This is a genomic window from Verruconatronum alginivorum (assembly GCF_056590205.1).
In genome coordinates, this window is record NZ_JBWPVQ010000001.1 from 4,894,142 (window position 1) to 4,920,301 (window position 26,160).

The 26,160-nt window shown below is 56.9% G+C and carries 14 protein-coding genes and 1 pseudogene; 13 read left to right on the forward strand and 2 right to left on the reverse strand.

What is annotated here, in order from left to right:
• Position 1: 1 nt before the first annotated feature.
• Positions 2-1,645 (forward strand): L-aspartate oxidase, encoded by a 1,644-nt coding sequence (nadB, locus tag ACWUI2_RS17970; RefSeq protein ID WP_486984230.1) that lies wholly within the window; start codon positions 2-4, stop codon positions 1,643-1,645.
• A gap of 65 nt (positions 1,646-1,710) precedes the next feature.
• Here nadB and lexA read toward each other — a convergent pair whose 3' ends face one another.
• Positions 1,711-2,355, reverse strand: a complete 645-nt coding sequence (lexA, locus tag ACWUI2_RS17975) for a transcriptional repressor LexA (protein ID WP_486984231.1) — start codon at positions 2,353-2,355, stop codon at positions 1,711-1,713.
• A gap of 908 nt (positions 2,356-3,263) precedes the next feature.
• Between lexA and ACWUI2_RS17980 the strand changes: the two genes are divergently transcribed.
• From ACWUI2_RS17980 to ACWUI2_RS18005, 6 genes are all read left to right on the forward strand, one after another.
• On the forward strand, positions 3,264-3,959 hold the full coding sequence (locus tag ACWUI2_RS17980) for a glycerophosphodiester phosphodiesterase (RefSeq protein WP_486984232.1): 696 nt from the start codon (positions 3,264-3,266) through the stop codon (positions 3,957-3,959).
• Between the two features lie 387 nt (positions 3,960-4,346).
• Positions 4,347-5,918, forward strand: coding sequence for a class I SAM-dependent DNA methyltransferase (locus tag ACWUI2_RS17985; protein WP_486984233.1), 1,572 nt, complete (start codon positions 4,347-4,349; stop codon positions 5,916-5,918).
• 137 nt (positions 5,919-6,055) lie between these two features.
• Positions 6,056-7,144: a restriction endonuclease subunit S gene (locus ACWUI2_RS17990; RefSeq protein ID WP_486984234.1), complete on the forward strand. Its 1,089-nt coding sequence runs from the start codon at positions 6,056-6,058 to the stop codon at positions 7,142-7,144.
• 2,260 nt (positions 7,145-9,404) lie between these two features.
• A complete protein-coding gene (locus ACWUI2_RS17995) occupies positions 9,405-10,016 on the forward strand; it encodes a DUF6088 family protein (RefSeq protein ID WP_486984235.1) in 612 nt (203 codons plus the stop codon).
• Positions 10,017-10,022: 6 nt separating this feature from the next.
• Entirely contained in the window at positions 10,023-11,048 is a 1,026-nt protein-coding gene (locus tag ACWUI2_RS18000; protein WP_486984236.1) for a nucleotidyl transferase AbiEii/AbiGii toxin family protein, read from the forward strand.
• Complete coding sequence (locus tag ACWUI2_RS18005; RefSeq protein WP_486985078.1) at positions 11,045-14,431, forward strand: DEAD/DEAH box helicase family protein; 3,387 nt, start codon at positions 11,045-11,047, stop codon at positions 14,429-14,431. The genes ACWUI2_RS18000 and ACWUI2_RS18005 overlap by 4 nt, the downstream gene beginning before the upstream one ends.
• Here ACWUI2_RS18005 and ACWUI2_RS18010 read toward each other — a convergent pair.
• Positions 14,387-14,764 carry a hypothetical protein gene (locus ACWUI2_RS18010; RefSeq protein WP_486985095.1) on the reverse strand — a complete coding sequence of 126 codons (378 nt, stop codon included), beginning with the start codon at positions 14,762-14,764 and terminating at the stop codon, positions 14,387-14,389. The two genes, ACWUI2_RS18005 and ACWUI2_RS18010, sit on opposite strands and share 45 nt — an antisense overlap.
• Between ACWUI2_RS18010 and ACWUI2_RS18015 the strand changes: the two are divergent.
• The 6 genes and pseudogenes from ACWUI2_RS18015 to ACWUI2_RS18040 all read left to right on the forward strand — a co-directional run.
• A pseudogene (locus ACWUI2_RS18015) lies at positions 14,746-14,895 on the forward strand (LacI family DNA-binding transcriptional regulator); the annotation flags it as partial. The gene ACWUI2_RS18010 and the pseudogene ACWUI2_RS18015 overlap by 19 nt on opposite strands.
• Before the next feature lie 30 nt (positions 14,896-14,925).
• The gene (locus tag ACWUI2_RS18020; protein WP_486985096.1) at positions 14,926-15,792 is read left to right on the forward strand and encodes a LacI family DNA-binding transcriptional regulator; all 867 of its coding nucleotides are present in this window, start codon (positions 14,926-14,928) and stop codon (positions 15,790-15,792) included.
• A 420-nt stretch (positions 15,793-16,212) separates the two neighbouring features.
• Positions 16,213-19,011, forward strand: coding sequence for a hypothetical protein (locus ACWUI2_RS18025; protein WP_486984237.1), 2,799 nt, complete (start codon positions 16,213-16,215; stop codon positions 19,009-19,011).
• A 30-nt stretch (positions 19,012-19,041) separates the two neighbouring features.
• Positions 19,042-19,806: a prepilin-type N-terminal cleavage/methylation domain-containing protein gene (locus ACWUI2_RS18030; protein WP_486984238.1), complete on the forward strand. Its 765-nt coding sequence runs from the start codon at positions 19,042-19,044 to the stop codon at positions 19,804-19,806.
• A gap of 25 nt (positions 19,807-19,831) precedes the next feature.
• Complete coding sequence (locus ACWUI2_RS18035; protein WP_486984239.1) at positions 19,832-22,180, forward strand: sialidase family protein; 2,349 nt, start codon at positions 19,832-19,834, stop codon at positions 22,178-22,180.
• A 74-nt stretch (positions 22,181-22,254) separates the two neighbouring features.
• On the forward strand, positions 22,255-26,115 hold the full coding sequence (locus tag ACWUI2_RS18040; RefSeq protein ID WP_486984240.1) for a phage tail tape measure protein: 3,861 nt from the start codon (positions 22,255-22,257) through the stop codon (positions 26,113-26,115).
• Positions 26,116-26,160: the final 45 nt, after the last annotated feature.

The window sequence follows — 26,160 nt, forward strand, 5'->3', positions numbered from 1 at the left end:
GATGAGCCAGAATTTTGACGCATTGATCGTCGGCAGCGGAATCGCCGGCTTGTGGTTTGCCCTGAAAATGGCCGGCCAAAACTACCGGGTGGCCATTTTGACCAAGAAGGACCAGGCCGAGTCGAACACCAACTACGCCCAAGGGGGGGTCGCTTGCGTCACGTCGAACACCGACGACTTTGAGAGCCACGTGCGCGATACCATGGAAGCCGGCGACGGGCTTTGCGACGAAGAAGTGGTGCGGCGGATCGTGCGGGAAGGCCCGGCCCGGATCAAAGAACTGGTCGAACTCGGCCTGGAATTTTCCACCACGGAGACCGGGGAGTATGATTTGGGACGGGAAGGGGGCCATTCGGAAAGGCGGATCCTCCATGTGAAGGATATGACCGGCAAGGCGATCGAGACGGCGCTTTTGGCCGCGATCGACCGGTCGCCCTTGATCACGGTTTACGAACATCATTTTGCGGTCGACCTGATGACCAATCGGAAGGCCGCGATCCGGTCCGGGGAAGAACCGCCGGAAGAGGAGCGGGTCGTCGGAGTTTACGCGCTCGACGTGCGGGCGAACGAAGTCCGGGCCTTCGCCGCCCCGGTGATTTTGTTGGCGACCGGTGGCATCGGACAAGTTTACCGGTTCACCACGAATCCCGACATCGCGACCGGAGACGGGGTGGCGATGGCCTACCGGGTGGGGGTGCCGGTCAAGAACATGGAGTTTATCCAGTTCCACCCCACGACGCTTTACACGCTCGGCAACGAACGGTTTTTGATCAGCGAGGCCGTTCGCGGGGAAGGGGCGGTCCTGCGGAATCTGGAAGGGGAGGCGTTCATGGCCAGATACCATCCCCAGGGCGATCTGGCTCCGCGTGATGTGGTCGCCCGGGCGATCGACGAGGAAATGAAGACCTCGGGTGCCCAGCACGTCTGGCTCGACATCACCCATCATTCGGAAGAATACCTGCGCGAGCGGTTCCCCAACATTTTCGCGACCTGTCAGCGGATGCTTGGGCTGAACATCGCGCACGATCGGATTCCGGTGGTGCCGGCCGCCCATTATTCGTGCGGGGGAATCGCCACCAATCTGGACGCGGAAACCCCGCTGGCTGGACTATACGCCTGTGGCGAAGTCGCTTGCACCGGGCTCCATGGGGCGAACCGGTTGGCCAGTAACTCCCTGCTGGAGGCCTTGGTTCTGGCTCACAACGGAGCGATGTCGGCGGGTCGTTATTTGGAAGCCGGGCGGAATGGTTCGCTCGATATTCCGGAGTGGGTCGATCTGGGTGGGCACGACCCGGACGAACGGGTGGTGATCTCGCACAATTGGGACGAGCTGCGGCTCACGATGTGGGACTACGTGGGGATTGTCCGTTCGACCAAACGTTTGGAGCGCGCCCGGACGCGGATTCGGAATCTGGCGCGCGAGATTCAGGATTATTACTGGAACTTCTCGGTCGACGCCCGGTTGTTGGAGTTGCGCAATCTGATCCAAGTCGCCGACCTGGTGATCGAATGCGCGCTGCAACGCCATGAGAGCCGGGGCCTGCACGAGACGATTGATTATCCCCGGAAAGAGGAGGTCGCGGGCAACAGTATGGTGGTGCGGTCGGTGGTCCAGCCTGAGGCCCGCGGTTGGGGCACCAATTGAGGGGACCCGTTTTCTTGGGGGGGAGGGCACCGGCGGTCGACCGCGGCCGGGCCCGAACCGGGGAATCAAATTCGGCGAACGACCGCGGTGGCCACACCCTGGATGATCAGTTCGTCGGCCGGGTGGATGTCGGGATAACGGGCGTTTTCCGCTTTCAAGTAGGGAGAGCGGGCGCGGTCCTGGATGAAGCGTTTCAACGTGGTTTCTCCGTCGATCAAGGCGGCGACGATGTCGTTGTTGCGGGGCGGTCGGGGATCGAGGATGACGGTGTCCCCCTCGAAGATGCCGGCGTCGATCATGCTTTCGCCACGGACCCGGAGAGCGAAAGAACGACGGGAGCGGTTGTTGCGCCCGATGAGACCGACGCCGATCTGGATTCGGTCGATGGCGTCGCCCTGTTCGACTCCGTCCGGATAACCGGCGGCGATGGTGCCGTAAACGGGGATTTCAACCACTTCCTCGGCTTCGTCCGGAATGCTCTCCCGGGGGGCGGAGGTCGGACGATTGATGCGAAAGGTGCGGGCCTGGCCGGGGATCCGTTGGATCGCTCCCTTGCTTTCCAGTGCTCGAAGGTGACCGGCCACCGCATTGGTGCTGCGAAATCCGAAATGTTGTTGGATGTCGCGGATGCTCGGCCAGTAGCCTTCGGTCCGGGAAAAAGTGTCGAGGAATTCAAGAACAGCTTGTTGGCGGAAGGTTAGATCGCTCATGGTGGACATAAGAATAGGATGAACGTTTGAGCAGGATCAAGCGGAAAAAATCCAGACTTGGGTTCCCTGGGGTAGCATCCCGGCTTTCGCCGGATGACCCTTCACGTAGCATCCCGGCTTTCGCCGGATGACCCTTCACGTAGCATCCCGGCTTTCGCCGGATGACCCTTCACGTAGCATCCCGGCTTTCGCCGGACGTCTCTTCAAGTAGCATCCCGGCTTTCGCCGGATGTCTCCTCACGTAGCCTCCCGGCTTTCGCCGGATGGCCCTTCACGTAGCATCCCGGCTTTCGCCGGATGATGCTTCACGTAGCCTCCCGGCTTTCGCCGGATGTCTCCTCACGTAGCATCCCGGCTTTCGCCGGATGTCTCTTCACGTAGCCTCCCGGCTTTCGCCGGATGTCTCCTCACGTAGCATCCCGGCTTTCGCCGGATGTCTCCTCACGTAGCCTCCCGGCTTTCGCCGGACGTCTCTTCACGTAGCCTCCCGGCTTTCGCCGGATGACCCTTCACGTAGCATCCCGGCTTTCGCCGGATGTCTCCTCCCGTAGCATCCCGGCTTTCGCCGGATGTCTCCTCCCGTAGCATCCCGGCTTTCGCCGGATGTCTCCTCACGTAGCATCCCGGCTTTCGCCGGATGTCTCCTCCCGTAGCATCCCGGCTTTCGCCGGATGTCTCCTCCTGTAGCCTCCCGGCTTTCGCCGGACGTCTCTTCACGTAGCCTCCCGGCTTTCGCCGGATGACCCCTCACGCGAGAAGTTGATTGTTCAGGCGCACGTTATGATCATGATATAAGCATGCGATGCCTCCCCTTTTTGATTCTCGCTCTCCTTCCTTTTGGCTCCGCGGCGGGAGGTGCGGCATCTGATCCGCCGTTCGTACCCAAAATAATCGCGCATCGGGGTGCGATGGCCGAGCGACCGGAGAACACGATGGCCTCGTTTCGCCGCGCCCTGGAAGTGAGTGCTGATGGGATTGAAGTGGATGTCCGCACCAGTCGAGACGGGCGCTTGGTCGTGATCCACGACGCCCGGGTCGATCGCACCACGGATGGGAGCGGGCGGGTTTCAGAATTTACCTTCGCGGAACTGCGGGAGTTGGATGCCGGGTCCTTTTTTGGCCCGGAATATTTTGGAGAGACCATTCCGGCGGTCCATGAAATCCTCGAGTGGGCCGGGGACCGTGTCACTGTTCTACTCGATTTGAAAGAAGCGGGTGTCGTCTACAATGAGAGAGTGGTCGAAGTGATCCGTGGGTACGGGAATCCTGAAAGAATCGTTATCGGCGTTCGGTCGCCCGCCCAGGCGCGGCAATTTCGGGAGATGATTCCGGAGTGTCGCCAACTGGCCTTTATGCGAACCCCTGGTTTGATCGACGCCTTCGCCGAATCCGGTGTTGATTACATGCGACTCTGGCTCCACTGGGCGGAGTCCGAACCGGCTCTTGTCGATCGGGTGCGCGCCTCGGGAGCTAAACTCATGATCAATGGTGTGACCGGTGATTCAGATGAGCTCATGCGGATCCTTCCCTTCCGGCCCGACTGGATCCTGGTCGACGATCCCGCTGAGCTCCGTCGCTCCCTGGAGCGCTTCCGGAGAAAATAGCCGCTTTTCGCGCGAAGCGCCTTGGAGTGCCGGTGCGTCCCCGCACCGCTTTCGAACGGCCGACGATCGTCACACGCTCGACGGTCGTTCGACGCACGATAGGTGGCCGAAGCTCCATGAAAGTTTTTTTGATCCAGCCAAACAAGGATACGTAGCGAATCTTCCCCGAAGATTCGACCTCCGTCCGCCACGAAGGAAAGTCCGCCCCGCCCACATGGCTCCGGGCGATGCCGAGTCTATCCGCCGAGATACGACATTTCACGAATCATTCCCGCCCCCTTTCTCCTTGTCCCTCCCAATTTTATGGCCATAAAACGTAAACATCTCGCATGGGGACAGCACTTCGCCCGCACCCCATTGCTCGCGACCCGTTTTATTTGATTTTCCATGCTCAACGGAACCATCCGCAGCCAAATCGACGCCATCTGGAATGCCTTCTGGACCGGCGGCATCTCCAACCCGCTCGAAGTCATCGAGCAGATCACCTACCTGCTCTTCCTCCGGCGCCTCGACGACCTCCACACCCTGGAGGAGAACAAGGCCACCCGGCTCAAGAAGCCGATGGAGCGTCGCATTTTCCCGGAGGGCAAGGACGGCATCGGCACCGGTGGCGGCCGCTCCTACGACGACCTCCGTTGGTCGCGCTTCAAGCATTTCGAGGCGAAGGAAATGTATGCCGTCGTCAGCCAGCACGTTTTTCCGTTTCTGCGCACCCTCGGCGGCGACGGCTCCACCTACGCGCACCACATGAAGGACGCGCGCTTCACCATCCCGACGCCCGCGCTGCTGGCCAAGGTCGTCGATATGCTGGAGCAGGTGCCGATGGAGGAGCGCGACACGAAGGGCGACCTCTACGAATACATGCTCGGGAAGATCGCCTCCGCCGGGCAAAACGGCCAGTTCCGCACCCCGCGTCACATCATCCAGCTCATGGTCGAGCTCACCGCGCCGCAGCCGCTCGATGTCATTTGCGATCCCGCTTGCGGCACGGCTGGTTTTCCCGTCGCCGCCGGGGAATACCTCCGCGAACACCACCCGGAAATTTTCCGCGACGCGAAACTCAAAGAGCATTTCCACCACCACCTTTTCCACGGATTCGATTTCGACAGCACCATGCTCCGCATCGGCAGCATGAACATGCTCCTGCACGGCGTGGAAAACCCCGCCATCACCCACCGCGACTCCCTCGCGCAGGACCACGCGGGCGAGGAGGAAAAATACACCCTCGTCCTCGCCAATCCCCCCTTCGCCGGATCGCTCGACTACGAGAACTGCGCCAAGGACCTCCTGCAAATCGTAAAGACGAAGAAGACCGAGCTGCTCTTTCTCGCCCTCTTTCTCCGTCTCCTCAAACCCGGCGGACGCGCCGCCGTCATCGTCCCGGAAGGCGTCCTCTTCGGCTCCTCCAAAGCCCACAAACAACTCCGGGAAATCCTCGTCGAAAACCAGAAACTCGACGCCGTGATCAAGCTCCCCGGCGGCGTCTTCAAACCCTACGCCGGCGTTTCCACCGCCATCCTGCTTTTCACCAAAACCAACTCCGGCGGCACCGACCACGTCTGGTTCTACGACGTGGAGGCCGATGGCCAGAGCCTCGACGACAAACGCACGCCGCTGCTCCCGCCGGAAAAACTCGGCGCTGTCCCGCGCGTCGCCCTCACCGCCGAGGAACACGCGAAGAACAACCTGCCCGACATTCTGGCCCGATGGGCCAAAGTGCGAAGTGCGAATGCCAAAGTGCGAAGTGAAGAACTCGCCCGGTCGCGCACCGCCCAGTCGTTCTGCGTCCCCAAGGCCGACATCGCCGCGCAGGGCTACGACCTCTCGCTCAATCGCTACAAGGAAGTCGTCCACGAAGAAGTGGAGCACCGCCCGCCAGGCGAAATCCTGAAATCCCTCCGTAAACTGGAGGCGGAGATTCAGCAGGGGATGAAGGAACTGGAGGGGATGCTGAAGTGAGCAAACACAAATGGCCCCGAGTTCCACTTACTGCCCTCTGCGCGACTTCCGATGATATCAAGTGTGGCCCGTTTGGAACACAGTTGAACAAAAGTGAGTTCCGATCCGAAGGCGTGCCACTCTGGGGAATTAAACAAGTGAACGTAAATTTCGCGATTCCGACAAAGGAGTTTATCGAGGCACGCACGGCAAAGCGGCTACAGCAGTATGACTTGAGGCCAGGCGACATTGTGATGACCCGCAAGGGAACGGTTGGAAACTGCGCCGTCTATCCAGAGCATTTCGACGTAGGAATAATGCACTCTGATCTGCTTCGATTGCGCGTAGACGCGATGCGGTGTGCTCCTTCTTTCCTCGTTCATCAGCTCCACCACAGCCCGGATGTTGAGCGGCAGCTTTCGCTTATAAGCGGTGGTGCGATCATGCCGGGAATTAATGTTGGCCGGCTGAAGCAATTGGAGGTTGTGCTCCCGCCGCTGGCGGAGCAGCGGCGGATCGCGGAGGTGCTGGACGGGGCCGAGGCGTTGCGGGCCAAGCGCCGCGCCGCCCTCGCCCAACTCGACTCCCTCACCCAATCCCTCTTCCTCGACCTCTTCGGCGACCCGGCCACCAATCCGAAAGGCTGGCCCCGCGTCGAATTCGGCGCGCTGCTCTCGAAAATCGAAAGCGGTTGGAGTCCCAAATGTCTTGACCGTCCAGTAACTGGTGAAGAGTGGGGCATCCTTAAGTTGGGCGCCGTGACGTGGTGCGAATACAATCCGGCCGAGAACAAAGCACTGCCACCGGCTGTAAAGCCCAACGCAGCGATCGAAGTAAAGCCTGGGGATTTGCTGTTTACGCGAAAAAACACATACGAGTTGGTCGCTGCTTGCGCGTTGGTTCGCGAGACACCTCCGAGATTGCTGATGTCTGACCTCATCTTTCGCCTCTGTCTTCGCCCCAACGCGCCCGTGGACTCCTGCTACCTACACCAACTTTTGATTTACCCCACGAAGCGTCGAGAAATACAGAAACTTGCAGGCGGCTCGGCCGGTTCGATGCCAAACATTTCTAAGGCGCGGCTTGAGAAGACCCTCCTCGAAGTTCCTCCCATCTCCTTGCAGCGCAGATTCGCCCGCCGAGTCGCGGCGGTGGAAAACTTAAAAGCGCGCCACCGCGCATCGCTCGCAGATCTCGACGCCCTCTTCGCCTCCCTTCAGCACCGCGCTTTCCAAAACGAACTCTGATATGGAAAAAACCCCGTCAGTTGGTAGGGAGCCGAGTTCTCGCTCCGACTTCGGCGTTTTAATCAAGCCGAGGAATCTTCTTAAGACAATTTCTTCTCTAACACCTGGCACCTCCGCATTTGTCGCGATGTTGGATCAAATAGAAGGCGATCGGGTAGAACAGCGACTGATAGCTCTTCTATGAAACTTCACTGTTCATGCGGGCTGGGGGGCGATCCGGTTTTCGCGCGAAGCGCTTTGGAGTGCGGTGCGTCCCCGAACCGCTTTCGAATGGCCAACGACAACCGCACGCCCGGCAGCCATTCGACTGCCGGAGCTCTTCCGCCCGCTCGAAAGCTCCGCGGGGACGCGGAGCACTTGCTCCAAAGAGGCTGCGCCTCGGAAACCAAGTTTCATTCCATGATATTCGCCGGGCGCAGCCCGGATATCGGCTCTTATGAAACTTTGCTGTTCATGCGGGTCGCAGGGTCAAATCGGAGGGTTGGCTTCCAGCCGACCTTCCCCCCAAAAAGGACGCCGACGGCGGACGGCAGGATGCCATCCCTCCCAGTGGCGAGGAAGTTTCATTCCATATTGTTCCCCGGGCGCAGCCCGGATTTTTGCTCTTGAGTCCCAGCGAGAACTTAAAAGGTTGGAAACGGCTAATCCTTCGCCGCCACCGAGTCTTCTGGATTGGTCATACGCTGCATCTCAGTTCATGGACCGCACTGCAGAACTGACAGTTTTCTATGACGGTGCCACTGATCCGGTTCCTCACCCCGGAAGACGCGTATTTCTCACGGTTGCCCATGCCTGCATTTTCGATGCGAAGACAATGGTCACCGCTACGAGTGCCATTGAGATTGCCGTCAGCGTGGCAATGGCATCCAAATAGTCGCGCCGTTCTCGAAGCGTGCGAAGTCATGTCTCTCCATTTTATGCAACCAGCCCTACCTGCTTATGAACTGCCAGCCAAAGGTCGTGCGCTCCTGCGTGTGATCGTGGCTGAAATCCGATCCGGTCGAATCGTCGCCGGTGACCGGAATAGCTTTCTTCCTTATTCGGAAGCCTTGGCCGCACTCGGGCAGCCGAGGCCGGAGGAACTTTCCGGACGACGCCTCCAACGTGAAGGACTTACCGATCTCAATGAATGGACCAAGTCATCGACTGGCATACCTCACGTCTGCGGTCTCATCGTGAACAAATCCACGAGACTACCCAGTGAAGGCTACCCCGAGTCACACGGATATCCTCAGGGCACGAATTGGGAGCGTTGGTGGTTGGACCAAACTGCGGCATCCGTCGCGTTCGATTGGGCTCCTTACCTTTGATCATCCCATTCCTGCCCCTTTTTCGCTCCCTCCACGCCGTACCCGGCGGATAAGTCCCAAGTCCAGCTGTGTGCGGTTCTCCCTCTCAGAAAAATAAACACACATATCTGAGTTCAGGCGAGGCCGTCGGATGCAGCCAAGGTCCTCGCGGAAGACGCGCGGGTTTCTACACTCGTTACGAACAGCGCATGACCGTCCATCCGATCAAGTATCAGAACCAGCAAGGAGCACGGCAGGGGCGGCTACGAGCGCGTTCCAGATTACGCGGTCGCCTTACCGCGATTCTGTTACAAAAACAGATTCGTTTTTTTAACAGGCAGGATTGGACGGTCAGCCGTTGGCCGCTTTCAGCTTTTCTCGTTTTTTGCGGGAGCCTGCCTTGAGCAGAGGTCATGACTCTCGGGTGACTCCACCTTCCACCTCCACGTGACTTTCACCGTTCAAGACAAACCGCTTAACTCAGGGGCCTACACTCTACCGGACGCCGCGCGCTTGCTCGGCGTAACGCTCTCGCGTTTGCGCCCATGGAGAGCCCGGCCTCACAGGCATGAAGTTTCCGGGTTTTCGCCGGAGGCGATTTGTCGTGGCAGCGGCTTCCAGCGGCTGCTGGGCGGCAAGATGCCGCCTCCAAATTTTCCGAGAACTTGGCGCGGTGGAGTATACTTCGACGAGAACTTTTCTCCCGCGCCGATCGCAGGTTTGGCTAAAGAGGCACGACGACCATTCGGTTTTTGCATCGAGCACGGAAGCAGTAAGATCAAGCCCCTTTGACGGAACCGGGCGAACCGGAACACCCGCACGGGAGGGCCATGGGCTGCAACGAGCGGCGGACAAGATGAGAGCGAGGCGGATTTGTTGATCGTTTTCGGCTCGGGTTGCATCCGTAAAGAAGGCTTGCAATCGATATGATTCTGTAGGAAATACCACCCTGTTTTTCCCACAAGAAGCCCGTGCCTAACCCAAAGCAAAGTGTTGAGCAATCAATCATTAACCGGATTTACGGTCGGGGCAGGGGTTCCGTGTTCTTTTCGAATGAATTCCTGGACCTGGGCAACCGTAAATCGGTGGACATGGCGCTCCTCCGCCTGACCAAGGCCGGAACGATTCGGAGGCTTGCCCGCGGGTTGTATTACTTGCCTAAATCCAGCGCTTTGCTGGGAGAGCTTTATCCAACGGTGGAGGCTGTGACCAAAGCGATCATGGCGCGCGATCATGTAAAATTGCAGCCCTTTGGGGCCTATGCCGCCAACCTTCTTGGACTCTCGGAACAGGTGCCGGCCCAGGTGGTTTTCTTAACAGACGGTGCCGGCCGCAAGATTGCCTTGGGCAAGCTCGTTATTGAGCTGCGTCCATCCACCTCACGGCAAATGGCGACCGCTGGCCGCACGAGCGGTTTGGTCATTTCCGCCCTGCGCTACCTCGGCAAACAACACATGAGCGCGGACCGGATCGCGCATTTGCGCCAGACCTTGTCACCGAAGGACCGCCAGCGGCTCATGGGCGATTTGGCCTACGCTCCCGAATGGATGCACGACGCGCTCCGGCAAATCGCGGCAGACTGATTCCCCATGAAAACCTTCGCTACGCTGGACGCAAAGGAACGTCGATCCGTATTTGAGGAGTTTCAACTTCGAGAAGGCGTGAGCGCGGTCATTGCCGAAAAGGATTTCTGGGTCGTCTGGCTGCTCGCGCGGATTTTCGAAACTCCGGAGTTGGGCGGTCACGCGGTGTTTAAGGGCGGCACCTCGCTCTCCATTGTTTTCGGCGCCATCGCCCGCTTCTCTGAAGACATCGATCTCGGGATCAGCCCCGAAGCCTTGGGATGGTCAGAAACGCAACTCGAGAGTGCATCCAGGAACGCGTGGACCGAGCGAATCCGTCCGAAGTTGGAGGCCGACTGCGCCCGGCATGTCGCGCGGGTTTGGCTGCCTGCTTTGGAGTCGGTCGCTGCCCGCGAGCTTGGCCCGGCCGGATCCGGCAAGACCTGGTTCCGGTATCAACTCGACGAAACGAGCCGCTCCCCCGTGATTTTTTTCGACTATCCGGGAGCGTTGTCGCGCGGCGTGGAATATATCGCCCGTTCGGTGAAGATCGAATTTGGCTCTCTCGCCGACCAACGGCCGACCGGAACCCATCCGATCCGGGCGATGGTTTCGAAGGTCGTGCCGGTGGAGTTTTCCGATTTCAACGCGGAGGTCGTCGCGCTGGAGATTGAGCGCACTTTTTGGGAGAAAGCCACGATCCTGCACGCCGAGTTTCACCGGCCTGCCGACAAGCCCCAACCCGCCCGATACGCCCGTCACTATGCCGACTTCGCCGCCTTGTGGCGTCACTCATCGGGCCTGATAGCCTCCAAAAAAATCGATTTGTTGGAGCGAGTTCGTCTTCACAAATCGCGATTCTTCGCGTCCGGGTGGGCCAACTACGCTACCGCGGTGGCGGGAACATTTCGGCTTCTCCCGCCCGACAGCCGCCTCGCCGAACTGCGCGCGGACTACGAGGCCATGCGTCCGATGTTCATCGGCGAGCCGTTGTCCTTCAACGAAATGCTCGCCATTCTGGGCGAGGCCGAGCAAACCTTGAATCGCCCATGAGCAACTTCGCCTTCCTCCAATCCGAATGGCCCGGCTTGCACGAAGCGGCGAGCAAGGCGGAGGCGTTGGTGCATACCGATCCGCGGGCGGCGTGCTTTTACGCTCGCCGTGCCTTGGAAGCAGCGATGGCATGGCTTTACAAGTACGACGCCAAGCTGAAACTTCCGTATCAGGATAACCTGAGCGCGCTGATCCATGAGCCGACTTTCAAGACGGTCGCGGGCAACGCGGTCTTTACCAAGGCGCGGGTCATTCAGCGGCAGGGTAATGATGCCGTGCACAGCACGCGGCCCGTGCGGCAATACGAGGCGCTGCAAGTCGTCAAAGAGCTGTTCCATTTCAGTTACTGGCTGGCTCACACCTATGCGCGCGGGGCCAAGCCGGCGCCGGGGCTCGCTTTCGATCCGGAGGCCCTTCCGCAAGAGACGTCGTTGCCAAAGCAGACGCCCGATCAGCTTCAGCAGTTGGAAGCCAGGTTGCGCGAGAAGGATGAAAAGCTCTCGGAGCTGCTGAGCGACAAGACGAACCTGGACGCGGAGCTGGTCAAACTCCGCGCTGAGGTGGCCGAGGCCAAGCGAGCGAACGCCGCGACGCCGGACACCCACGACTATTCCGAAGCGGAGACCCGCGATTTCTTCATCGACCTGTTGCTGAAGGAGGCAGGATGGGCGCTCGATCAGGAGCGCGACCGGGAGTTTCCAGTCGCCGGGATGCCGAACGCGCAGGAGAAAGGTTTTGTCGATTACGTGCTCTGGGGCTACGACGGCAAACCGCTCGCGCTGATCGAGGCCAAGCGCACGAAGCGCGATCCGCGCGTCGGCCAGCGACAGGCGGAGTTGTATGCGGATTGCCTGGAGAAACAGTTCGGCCAACGGCCGGTGATCTTTTACTCGAACGGATACGAGCATTGGCTTTGGGACGACGCGCAATATCCGCCGCGGGCGGTGCAGGGATTTTACAAGAAGGCCGAGCTGGAGCTGCTCATTCAACGCCGCACAACGCGCCGACCGCTTGGGGAAGCAACGATCAACGAGGCGATCGTCGAGCGTTATTACCAGACGCGCGCGATCCGCCGCATCGGCGAGGCTTTCGAAAAGGACAAGGATCGCAAAACGCTGGTCGTGATGGCCACTGGCGCGGGGAAGACGCGCACGGTGATCGCGCTCTGCGATCTGCTCATGCGCTGCAACTGGGTGAAGCGCGTGCTTTTCCTCGCCGATCGCGTGGCGCTGGTGAATCAGGCGGTAAACGCGTTTAAGAAATTCCTCCCCCAGGCGTCACCGGTGAATCTCGTGACGGAGAAAGAGACGGAAGGCCGGGTGTTCGTCTCCACCTATCCCACGATGATGCGCCTGATCGACGAATCGAAGGATGGCCAGCGGCGTTTCGGTCCGGGGCATTTCGATCTCGTCATCATCGATGAAGCCCACCGCTCGGTGTATCAGAAGTATCGCGCGATCTTCGATTATTTCGACTCGCTTCTCGTCGGGCTCACCGCCACGCCACGCGACGAAATCGACCGCGACACTTACGGCCTTTTTGATCTGGAAAGAGGCGTCCCCACCGATGCCTACGACCTCGCCGACGCGGTGGGAGACGGTTTTCTCGTGCCGTCGAAAGCTGTCTCGGTGCCGCTCAAGTTTCAGCGGCAAGGCATTCGCTACGACGATCTCTCCGAGGAGGAAAAGGAGCAATGGGACGCTAAGGAGTGGAGCGAAGATGGCACGGCGCCTGACTTCGTCGAAGCGGAGGCGGTCAACAAGTGGCTCTTCAACATCGACACGGTGGACAAAGTGCTCGCCCACCTGATGACCCACGGCCTCAAAGTCGCGGGCGGCGATCGTCTCGGGAAAACGATCCTCTTCGCCAAGAACCAGGCGCACGCGGATTTCATCCAGGAGCGTTTCGACAAGAACTATCCCCACCTCGCCGGGAAGTTCGCGCGGGTGATCACCTTCAAAACCGAATACGCCCAAAGCCTGATCGACGACTTTTCGCAGAAGGAGAAAAACCCGCACCTCGCAATATCGGTGGACATGCTCGATACCGGCATCGACGTGCCGGAGGTGGTGAACCTCGTCTTCTTCAAGCTGGTTCGTTCAAAGACGAAATTCTGGCAGATGGTCGGGCGCGGCACGCGGCTTTGTCCCGACCTGTTCGCGCCCGGGAAGGACAAGGAGTTTTTCTTCATCTTCGATTACTGCCAAAACCTGGAGTTTTTCAGCCAGAACCCGGAGACGAGTGAAGGCTCGCTGGGCGAATCCCTCGGCAAACGGCTGTTCAAAACGCGGCTGGAGCTGATCCAAACAATCGACAAGCAGGGCGCGCAATCCGACGCCGTGCGCGAAGATGGGGAAACCATCGAAGAGTTGCGCCGCGAGACCGCCGCGCTGCTGCAATCGGAGGTGGCGGCGATGAACGTGGAAAACTTTGTCGTTCGCTCCAGGCGGAGGCTGGTCGAGAAGTATGCGACGCCGGAAGCGTGGAGAGAATTAAAGGTCGAAGAGCACACCGAACTCGCGGAACAAGTCGCGGGGCTGCCGTCCGAACTGGAGGCCGAAGACGAGGAGGCGAAACGATTCGACCTGCTTTTGTTGAATCTTCAGCTCGCCGTGTTGCGCGTCGAACCGGCGTTCAAGCGGTTGAGCGATCAGGTGCGAGCCATCGCGGGCTTGCTGGAGGAAAAGGCGAGCATCCCGATGGTGCAGGCGCAACTGATACTGATTCAGGAAGTCCAGACCGATCCATGGTGGCAGGACGTGACGGTGCCGATGCTCGAGACCGCGCGGCGGCGGTTGCGCTCGCTGGTGAAGTTGATCGAAAAACCAGCCCGCAAACCGATCTACACCGACTTCGAAGACGAAATGGGCGACAACCTCCCGGTGGAGTTGCCGGGTTTTGCTGCCCCGGATTCCTTCGAGAAATTTCGGGAGAAAGCCCGGGCTTTTCTTCGCAGCCATGAGGATCACCTTGCCATCCGGAAGCTGAGGATGAACGAACCGCTGACGCCCCTGGATCTGCAGGAACTGGAACAAATGCTGGCGGAAAGCGGGGCGCTGAATCCTGATCATTTGGCCAAGGCAAAGGCTGAGAGCGAAGGTCTGGGCTTGTTCGTGCGCTCGTTAGTCGGACTGGAGCGGGAGGCAGCCAAGCAGGCACTGAGCGGCCTCATCGCCGACCGAACGCTGACGGCAAATCAGATCGAGTTCTTGAACCTGATCGTGGATCAATTGACGGCGGACGGAGCGATGCCGCCGGAGTTACTTTACGAATCACCCTTCACGGATGTCAGTCCCCAGGGGCCAGACGGGGTCTTCAGCTCCACGGAAGTGGACAAATTAATTGGACTTCTGTTGGAGATCCGGGCGAGGGCGACCATTTAAAAAAGGCAGGATGCGCGTCAATGGAACGACTTTTTCGTTCAAGATTCCCAGCGCAAGGAATAGACGCCTATGACGGAGCGTCTGCCATGTTGCAAGTTCCGGCTTCAGCCGGTTTTTAGCTAGAGGTGGGGACCGGCTGAAGTCGAAACTTGCTCCAGCAAGGCAGATGAAATAACCCTGAAATTCGACGCAGGGCGGAATTGATTCTTGTTGATTTGGGTCATTGGAATTCGCGATAATCGAATCGCTTTTAAACGATCCCGTATGTTCGTCGGGATGCGCATTAAAAACGGTCACCGTCGGATTCAGGGCCAATGACAGATTCAACGCCAAGCCCCAGTCTTGTTGATGTGGCGCGCCGGGCCGGCGTCTCCCCAATGTCCGTTTCCCGTGTATTAAATGGTTCGCCGCGTGTTTCCGAGGAAATGAAACAGCGGGTTTTAAGCGCTGTCGCGGAAGTCGGCTATCGGCCCGATCCACGAATGAAAACGCTGATGAGCATTTTACGGGACAAGCGAAAACGATCTTTGGCTTCGATCGGTGTGCTCCGGGTGACTTCCTCGACCGATCCCCTTAATGATACGGTTTACCGGTTCGTTTCTCAGAAGTTTATCCAAAGCCGGGCCGCGGAGCACGGCTATCAAGCCGAGGAATTTTACCTCGGTCCTGAAGGGCTTTCGGCTTCCCGGGCGCAACGGGTTTTGCGAGCGAGGGGGATCGAGGGGATCATTGTTTCCCAGCAGACTTCGACCAGCCTCATGGAGGACTTCGATTATTCCGATTACAGTTCCTCGACATTCGGGTTCGGTTTGACGTCACCTAAGCTGAATCGGGTGACGGCTAATATGAGTGAGGGGATAATCGCAACCATGCATGAACTGCTGGCTCGCGGATACGAGAGGGTGGGGTTGGTCATATCCGATTGGATTGACCGACGTTCGGACTATACTTATTCGGGGGCTCTTTTGCATTACAACCAACTCCGCCTCCCCACCGGAAGGGGGCTTCCTCCATTGGTTTTGCCCACCGGAAATCTCCGTGGGTCGAAACAGATTTTTTGCGATTGGGTAAAGTCCCACCGGCCCGATGCGTTAATCTCATTTGAGGAATATGTTCCTGACTGGGTCACGAAAGACCTGGGGATGAAGATACCCGATGATTTGGGTTTTGTGATTCACGATTGGGTCGAGGGAATGGAAGGATGGGCCGGCATTCACCATCAGCGTCATCAACTGGCCGCCGCGGCCGTAGACCTGGTAGCGAATCAATTGATGCGGAATCAAAAGGGGATACCCAAGACCCCTTGGCATATTTTGATTCCTCCGGTTTTCGTTAACGGAGGGAGCCTGAGGAGCCGGTAGTTTTACTTCCGCTCTTTTCAGGCTTTATTCATGAAGTCTTCCAAGCCCCATCATTGCCGAGTGCATTCCCCCGGTGAGTCACCGGGGGCATGGTAAGGGCGTGATTGAAAGTGGTGGGAAAAACAGACGACCATCTGTCATTGCGAGGAAGGAGGAACGACCGCGGCAATCCACGTTCCGGGAAAGGGGGCGCGGGTCGCTGTTTCGTGGATTGCTTCGTCGGCGGAGCCTCCTCGCAATGACACGACGGTGATCCCACCACGTCAGATTACCCTGTATGGTAAGGTAACATGAAAAAAGTGTTGCTGTCGGTTTTAAGCACAACAATGCTTCTTTGTGTTGAAATAACGTTAAGGCCTATCGGTTGTCCGTTTGGCGCCTTAGCCCCATCTTAACCTAACCTACCTTCTGCACCCATCTATGAAAATCGCCCTCTGCTTTGGTCGTCTTGTTCGAAATATCCTGCCCTGGCGGGCATCCCGTCTAGTTGTCGCCTCTCTTCCCTTCCTGGTTTTTTCCGGTCCCTTGCACGGATTCGAAAAGGAGTGGGTGAACCCTTCCGGAGGTAGTTTCCATGATGGGGGAAACTGGACCCCCTCGGGTGAACCGGATGAGTTCGAAGATGTCATTTTCGACCTCGGGGCGGAGGCTCCGTACCAAGTTACTTTCTCTAAGGATGTTACGAATTACCGGGTGATTGTGAACAACGATCAGGTGGAACTCAACATCGGCGAGTATGAGTATTATCTCCGGGACCCTTCGGAAACCAGCCATGAATCGTTCGCTCTGTTGACGGGTGTGACGGTCGGTCCGTTCACGGGTGACGATGGCACGTTGATCATTTCGAGTGGAACACTGCTGAGTGAGGCCTTCCATATCGGGGCGCAGGCAGGTTCATCGGGCCGTTTGATTCTCCGTGGTGCCGACACCGTTTGGGACAACACCCTCAATAGCAATAGCCACTTTGCCGGACGGAACGTGCTGGGACGTTCCGGTTTCGCATCGTTAATCATCGAGGATGGGGCTATGGCCCGGATTGGCCGTGGATGGGCCGCATGGGGAGCGGGTTCGGAAGCGGAGATTGTGATCCAGAACGAGGGGACGCTGATTATTGAGGGAAACGCAGATGGTTTGGGTCGGTTGGATGGCACGTTTTCCTTGACCGTTGACAATGGAACCTTCGAAAGCGGGGGGGTGCAATTGGCACGGGATGGTTCGACCGGCTCCATGACGATTTCAAATGGAAGTTTTGTGAATACCGGCTACGTGCAGCTGGCGGATAAGGATTCCGAGGCTTCCGTCCTTATCACCGGGGCTGGCACTGAGTTCCGGTGCGACACTCGATTCGTTGTGGGCCAAGAGGGACCGGCGGAGGCTTTTGTCGAAGATGGGGCTTTATTGCATATCGCGGGAGAGTTGCGGGTTGGATTTTGGTCACCGGCTGATGGAAGCCTGTGGGTGACGGATTCTCAGATGGTCGCGACGGGACAAGCTAGAATCGGTTCTCAGGTAGGCGGGGTCGGCCAGGTGGTTGTCGACAACAGTACAGTGACGACCGGTGCGGTTTCAATCGGCCAAGCTGCCAATTCGGTCGGACACATTGTCGTGAAAGGAAATTCCACGTGGCAGGCATCCGGCAATACCATGCTGGGGAGAGATGCTGGAACGGTGGGATCGTTGGAGGTGAGCGAGGGAAGTTTGTTCGAACTTCAAGGCGGCGGCACGTTTATCGTAGGGCAAGGTTCGGGTTCTGACTGCAGCGTGACGGTGAGCGGCGGCGACACCTTGTTGAGTGCTGCCGGAAGAGATTTGTTCGTTGGCGGAAATGCGACGACAGCGGGAGGCAACGGACGTTTTGAAGTAAAGGAAGGAGCTTTGGTCGCGCTGGATGATGTTTTTGTGTGGGAAAGCGGTGAATTGAGGCTTTCGGAGGAAGGGCGAGCGAGCTTTGGATCATTGACCTTTTCCAACGTCTCCGGAGCCGAGTTGCATCTTTCCCTCGACGCCGCATCCACGCCTCATATCGAGGTGGCCAGGGAAGTGACGTTGGGAGCCGGGGCTTCATCGCTAGTCCTTTCCGCTCCCACCGACTTGGTCGTGGGGGTGGGAGAAACCATTGTTCTGCTAAGCGCAGGGGGTGCGATCTCCGGTCATTTTCAAGGGCTGGAAGAGGGAGCCGAGATTGAGATCGCCGATACCGTTGTTCGGATCAGTTATGGGTTGGAAGTCGGCGGAGCGATTACGCTTCGGGAAGTATCCACCGTCATAGACGGCGGTTTCGCGGAATGGATTTCGGGTTTCGGCCTCCCTCCTGAGCTTCAAGGTCCGAATGTCGATGCGAGTGGAGACGGTGTCACCAATTTGGAAAAATACGCGTTCGGAATGAGTCCCCTCGTTGCATCCCGGATTGGCCTGCCTGAACTTGGGACCCTGCGAATCGATAATGAGGAAGTTGGCCTCCTTCGCTGGAATACGGCTGGAACCGGAACCGTTCGCGAGTTGAATGCGACTTCAGTGGCCGATGGGGTTCAATCGAGCACGCTGGCCATGGGGCCTGGGTTGACGGAGGAAGTCCTTGCAAATGCTCTTTCTGCCAGAGGTTGGGGCGATGAGGGAGAAACGTTCGAAACTTCCCTGGCTCAAGGGCATTGGTTTGAGTTCAATGTGCAAGCGGCGGAGGGTGAAACCCTTTCTCTCACGGCACTGGACGTCAATCTCAGGCGTGCCTCGCGGGGGCCCCAGACGGTTCAGTGGGGTTACAGCTTGGATGGCACCAACTTCAATCCAATTGGCTCTCCGATTGCCGTGACGGTTTCAGGAAGCGATGGGGCTTTTTATGGTCCAGTCGATCTCTCGGCCATTGGCGATCTTCAGGATATTCAGTCGGTTACGTTTCGTTTGGTTGGTTGGGATGCGAGCGGGGCGATCGATACTGGTCGTACGATGGGGGTCGGGCGGTTGAGCGGAGACAATTTGATCCTGTCGGGAAGCGTGCTTAGCGATGCCGTGGGTGACTACCTGACCATTAAAGTCACGAAGAACCCAGATATGGAGGGGGTGACCGTGGAAGCCGAGGGAAGCTTCGATCTAGCGGACTGGTCTACCGATAACGTTGTGATCATCAGTGAGACGTTACAGTTCCTGGAGGCCCGCCTCACAGAGCCTCTTGACGTGACGAATGCCGGATTCATTCGAGTTCGCGTTACGCATGATGAGTAAGAGTCTTGAATCTTAAAAATACGAACTATCATGAAAATAAAAAGAATCGGTGGCTTTACACTAATTGAACTACTAACCGTAATTGCCATCATTGGGATATTAGCTGCGATACTAATCCCCGTCGTTGGAAAAGTTCGCGAATCCGCGCGAAGCGCTCAATGTGTGGGTAATCTTCGTTCAGTGGGCCAGGCTGGCATCATGTGGATCAATGATAATAATGGGCGCACGCTGGATCGATGGGGGTGGAGACTTCCGCCCGATCAAAACGCATCCGGAATCCGGCCTGACCCTATTCCCGGCGGAGGGCTACGCTTTGATACGATTATTCCATATCTGGATTTGACGTCTGATCAGGCGCAGCCGGCGAGTGTTACTGTATTGAGTTGTCCCGCTCAAACCGCAATCGAAGGTGTCTCCGGAGACTACGGGCGCCAATATGGAGTGAACGATTTCGCATGCGGAACCATCACGGAGTCAGCTTCCTCCCAAGGCAATCCCCCTTCGTTCTATGGACCGAGGTTTGTTTCCGAGCTCCCCGCCCCTCCGAGTCGAATGGCGTTCTTCTTTGACGGCTATAGTACCGGAGATGGCTCATCATGGCCGGGAATGCGCCCAAATCGCGACGGTTGGCATGACGTATATACCGGAGCAGGATCTACGGGAATGCCCTTTCTCCACAATAATCGAATCAACGTGGTCTTTATGGATGGTCATGTCGAAGGAAGGACCCGGCAACAAATACCGAATAACCCGAGGGAGGATTTTTGGGGAGAAATCGATCCCCGTTTCCGTTGAAGCTTAATATCAGGCGACCGGGTATATGAGCTTTGTTAAACGGATTGTTGTCGTAAAAATCGTATGCTTTTTATCCCTCTTGTTGGCGGGGGTGGCGAATGCGGACGAAGTCTTAAGGAAGATCCAAATACCGACTGTCGACATTTCGGAATGGAAGGATCGACATGTTATCATCGCGCAGGGAACTGAGGATGTCTATCAAGGCCATCCATGCACCGCGCTGATGCCAGACGGTAAAACGATGTTCGTCGTGTGGTGTTACGATCATGCGGGCAATTTGGGCCCGTTAAAGCGGAGTGATGATGGCGGCCTTACGTGGTCCGAGATGATCGAGGTGCCGGAAGATTGGAAGGAGGTTGGCAATGTGCCCAATATCTTCTATCTCGAGGACCGCGAGGGCGTCGGTCGATTGATTGTATTTGGAGGACGTGATCCTTTTTATCAGGCGATTTCTGAGGATGGTGGCGCGACCTGGAGTTCGATGAAACAGACCAGCGAACCGCTAATCGGATGGACCACCCCCATTACGATCCTCCCTGTCGATGATGGAACGAGGCATTTGATGTGGTATGAGAGGGATAATCGGGGAAGACCGCGTCCGGGGGTGATATGGCAAAGCGCGAGCGAAGATGGAGGTTTGACTTGGGGTGATTCCCGGCCAGTGGTGGAAAAGGCGGGCGCGAGCGAACCGGCCGTGATTCGATCTCCAGATGGTGATCAGCTGCTTATGTTTATCCGGGAGCAGGATCGTCGCTACAATTCTCTGTTTTCGGTGAGCGACGATGAAGGGCGGACCTGGTCGGCGCCGAAGGAACTTCCCGCAGCCCTTACTGGCGATCGCCATTTGCCCAGATATGCTTCTGACGGACGTTTGGTGGTCGTTTTCCGTGATACTTTTCGTGACGGGAGGCAGATCCAGCACAGTGTGCTTCGGCAAGCGGACGACATCGATAATCATGCCATTGCGTGGGTGGGTCGTTATGAGGACATAATCGAGGGCAGAGAAGGGCAATACAGAGTAAAGCTATTCCATAGCTATGGAGGGATTGATCACACCTATCCAGGCTTTGAGATTCTGTCCGATGGAACGATGGTCGTCACGACCTACATTAAATACAATCCGGGGCCCGAGAAGCAGTCCGTCGTAAATACCCGCTTTACGATGGAGGAATTGGATCAGGAGTTTGAGAAATTGAAACCGGAAGTAAACGATCCAGCAAAGCTTCCGACTCGGATTGACCTGAATCCAGGCGAAGAATTTGGCGATTCAAAAAGGCGCTTCGAGGGGATTCCGGGTCTCGCTGTCGCGCCCGGGGGCCGTCTTTGGTCCGCTTGGTATGTCGCTGGTCGCGGGGACTGGCGGGGCACGTGGGGAGGCGTTGCCGAGGGCCCTGATAATTTCGTGGTGGTTGTGACCAGCGACGATGATGGGCGCTCGTGGTCGGACCCCGTCCTCGTTGTGGATCCTCCCGGAAAGGTTCGAGCTTTCGATCCCGTCCTATGGGTGACGCCATCCGGGGAACTCTGGTTCTTTTATGCCCAGTCTTACAACTGGTGGGACGGACGAGGAGGAGTATGGGTAACAATCAACAAGACCCCGGATTCGGCCGAAGCCGAATGGACACTTCCCAGGCGGATTGCCGATGGAGTCATGATGAATAAGCCGACTGTTTTGAAAGACGGCTCATGGTTGCTTCCAATTGCGGTATGGAATATTACCCCCGAAAGCGATCAAACATCCGCCCGGTTCGTCCCGGAGGCTTTCAATCGGTGGGCTCCCTCGAATGCGGGCACGCATGTATACCGAAGTGTAGATCAGGGTGAAACTTTTGAACGGCTTGGGACTGCCGAAATTCCAGGAACCGTGCACGATGAACATATGATCGTTGAGAGAAAGGACGGCTCTCTTTGGCTGTTGGCCAGGACCGGCTCCGGCATCGGGGAAAGTGAATCGGAAGACGGGGGATATTCGTGGACCCCAGGGGCGGCTTCCAGTATTCCCCATGCTCCCTCCCGTTTTTTCATCAGAAGATTGAACTCCGGAAATCTCATTCTCGTTAAAAACAATCCAACAATGGATAATACGTGGTTGACCGGAATTCGTGGGAACTGGCGGTTGCGGACTCACCTGACAGCGTATCTTTCCGAGGATGACGGAAAAACGTGGAAGGGAGGGCTGATACTCGATCCACGGGCAGTTGTCTCTTATCCGGATGGTCAGGAAACAGACGATGGATGGATCTATATTGTCTATGACCACAATCGTTACTCGAATCGAGATATCCTGGTCGCAAAGTTTACGGAAGCCGATGTGCTGGCGAGAGAGCTTGTGAGTGAAGGGTCCAGACTTCGGATACGGGTAAACGGGAACTAATGGATACTCGTATTGGGTGGAAATGACAAATTGAGTCAATTGAGGCCACGTCCGCCTGCGCCCGAGGTAGATGGATGTTTTCTCTCAGCGTTATTCAATTCCTTTTTTATTCTTGTTTTTCCGGTGCTATGTTTAAATTAAACCTAGAGTGGCTTATGGTCGCGAGGAAGGGACTGAGAGTGATTTCCGTTTTCGCGGTGTTCTTGATCCTTCCCGGGTTTGCTTCCGACCGATTGCAGGAATTGCGGGGGAGTGAGGGCAAGAGTTTCGCAGCATGGGCTGCCTACTACGGGTTGTCAGAGGAAGAGAATGATCCCGAATCGAATCCGGCTGGTGACGGAATTTCCAATGCAGTGAAATACGCTTTGGGCTTGGACCCAAGGGTCAGCAACCCGCGTGGACTTCCTTTTCCGGAAATCGTGGAATATAACGGGGAAGTATACGTTGAGATTTCCGTGCAAAAGAATCCGGATGCTTACGAAGCTGTGCATAAAATCGAGGCATCCGCTGATCTTATTCATTGGGAATCGGATATTCAGGATTCGGTAATCGAAGATTCCGTAGATGAACTTCTGGTTCGTGAGGCGATGCATGAAGCGACTCAACGATTTTACCGACTGCGGGTCGATCTCGTCAGAAGTTTTGCGGGTGGAACCGGATCGATCGACGATCCTTATCGAATCGCATCTCGGGCGCAATTGGAGGGCATCTCGGATGGAGCGGCGAGTTACCGGTTGGTTAAGGATATTGATTTCGGGGGAGCCGCTTTGGCGGCACCTGTAGTGAATATGCCGGAAGGGTTTTCTGGATTCTTTGATGGTGGCGGGTTTGTCATTCGGAATTTTTCGTTAACCGGTGCTCATTCCCTGGGCTTTTTTCGAAAGATCGCCCGTGGAGGGGTTGTTTCCAATCTTGGCATTGAAGATGCGGTCGTTTCCGGCCGGGGTTTTGCCGGAATACTGGCATCGGTCAACGAGGGGACGATCAACAATTCGTATGCCACGGGGACGATTACGATAACCGAAGGGCATGTCGGTGGTTTGGTTGGAGACAATGATGGACGGATATTTCGCTCCTTTTCGACCGCGGCGGTAAGTGGCGGATCAGTGGCTGGAGGACTTGTCGGGCAAAACCGGGGGGAAGTCATCGGGAGTTTCGCCGAAGGGCAGGTCTACGCATCGGCGGGGCTCGCGGGTGGAATCGTGGGACGAAGCCGAGGAGGGGGGCGTATCACAGACTCCTACGCTTCGGGCAGCGTCGCAGGCGATGGGAACTACGTCGGGGGACTGGTCGGTCGGAGTGACGACACCACAATCCTTCGCTCATTTGCGACTGGAAATGTCGTCGCGGGAGGAGCCGCGAGTTATGTGGGGGGCTTTGCGGGACGGATTGAGTTGAGCGTTTCTGATTCATTTGCGCGGGGCTCGGTTACGGCGATGAGTGGAACCCGAATTGGTGGTTTCGTCGGGCGGGTGGACGATAACGCTACCGTGCGTAATTCTTTTTCGATAGGTGCTGTTACCGGATCCTCCTCACAATTCAAAGGGGGATTCGCGGGTGAGACACGGCAAGCGCAGGGCGCGTTGGTAGAGGGATGCTTCTGGGATATTGATTCGTCTGGGACCACCATTAGCTCGAGTGGCGTCGGAAAGGGAACGGAAGCTTTGAGCTTGGCCTCCACTTTTGTGAACGCCGGCTGGGACTTGGAGAAAATCTGGTTCCTGGAGAATTCCTATCCCGTCTTGCGGGAACGGGCATCGGTGTTGGAAGCATTGCAATTCGAGCGGCACGAGCTCGCATGGAAAGATCGCCGAGTCATTTACAACAACGATGGCTGGGATTGGCCGACTTCGGGCCCCGTTACTCCGGAGAAATTTTTATCCAGGCGAACCGCCCCGCTTGCGGGTACGAAAGTCGACTCCATCTTCTATTGCACGGGACTGACCAGGTTTTACACTCATCGAACGAATACCGCTGAAAGGTGGCTCTATAATCCGGAGATCGAACAATCAAATTGGGTGGCGGAATTGGAACAGCAGGGACACGATCCGTTGCAGCTGGTGATTGACTGGAGCCGGGCGAATAAAAAAGAGATTTTCTGGTCGCTACGCATGAACGACAACCATGATTGGGCGGCTGATCGCACGTGGATGTTGACCGACTGGAAGCGAAACACGCCGGGACTCACAATGTTTCCATCTAGGTCCGCGGCCGTTCCATACGACCGGTACTCCATTCGGTGGAGTTCGCTGAATTATGAAATGTCGGAAGTGAGAACTGCCTTATTGGCGGATATAGAGGATGTCTTGAAGAATTATGATGTCGATGGGATCGAATTGGATTTCTTCCGGTTCCCAATATTCTTCTTCCCCCAGATGATTTACCAACCTGTCACTCAATATCATTGCGATATCATGACAGAGCTCTTGGTGGATGTTCGGCAGATGACAGAGGCCCATTCGATTAGGCGTGGTCGGCCCATCCTTTTAGCGGTTCGGGTTCCCGATTCGGTGGGGTATTCGAAGGAGATAGGATTAGACTTGGTAAAGTGGCTCGAAGACGGTTTGTTGGACATTCTGATCGCCGGAGGTTTTTTCCAACTCAATCGCTGGAGTTATATGGTTGATATCGGGAATCGTTATGACGTGCCCGTATACGCTTGTATGTCCTTTCGCATTGTCAGAGAAGGACCGAACGCAATTCCCGCGTGGCGGGGCGAGTCGCTATTGGCACTGGAAGACGGGGTGAAGGGGATTTATTTATTCAATGCTTATTTTCAAGAAGGATACAGCGGTTCGGCCGCGAACATGCCGATTTTTTCAGAGGTTCACGATATTAACGTTCTACGGAGTTTGCATCACGTCACGAGTTATTCATTCGGGGAATTTGCGGACCGGTATGAACGGCGAATTGAACTGCTGCAAACTGCCTTGCTCAATGGTATCCGTTACCTGAGTCCCGAAGTTGGGAGGCGCGTTCCTTATTATATGGTGTACCCTGGGGGGGGTATCAAGGTTCCCACTGAGGTTCCAAGTATTGCGGCCGCGATCGCCGTCGCTTCCAGCAACGATGAGATTTGGGTTGATTTCTCCCACGTTGAGACCTTGTCGAATTTAGTTATCAATAAGAAAGTTTTTATTCGTTCGTTTGATCTGAGCGAAGGAACGAGGCGAAAGGGCGCGACGATTCTGTTGGGTGATTCCAATGGTGGATTGCTTGACATTCGACCCGCGGGATCCCTCCGGATGGAGAACATGCGGATTGAGATTCCGGGGAATCAAGTAGTGACCATCAATGTCGAGGGGGCCCTGGAAACGAGTGGGGGCGAGTTTGTTTCGCTTGATGATGGGGAAGATGGAGTGGTGATCCGTGTGTTAAACGGCGGGGCGTTCGGCGCTGAACAAACCAAATTTCTTCACGCCGGAAGAAACACCATGATCACTTCATCGGGGTCGGGGAAAATCAGGTTTCGGAATTCCTTGCTTGTCGGTTCGAATTCCGAATTGCGAACCCTCATTCGCGGAGAAGGCAGTGAAACACTTTTTGAGGCCTCGACTTTTTATCTCTCCAAGGGAAGTGCCTTGGCGGGCCGGGCGCTTTCCAGCAAGGTTGTGCTCCGAAACAATATTTTCGGCGTTCAAGATTCCACCGAAGCGCGTCCGGCAATCGATGGGCTTTTCGGCGAGACAATCGCCCAGCGCAATTTATTTCAAAATGCGGGTGGCCTTGGTTCCGCGATCACGAACGACCCCGAAAGTATTGTGGGGGAAGATCCTTTGTTTGTGGCTCCCGGCGATGGCATCACCGGAGACTTTCGGTTGCGATCCGATTCGCCCGCGCGAGGTGTCGCAACCCGGGATCTTTTTCCTCCTATTGTCTATGATATCCTCGGAGAGTTACGCAGCGGACAACCTAGTATGGGGTGTTTTGAATGAATGCTCTGTTTATTGATCGAATTTGTGGTCCGACTCTGCGGATTT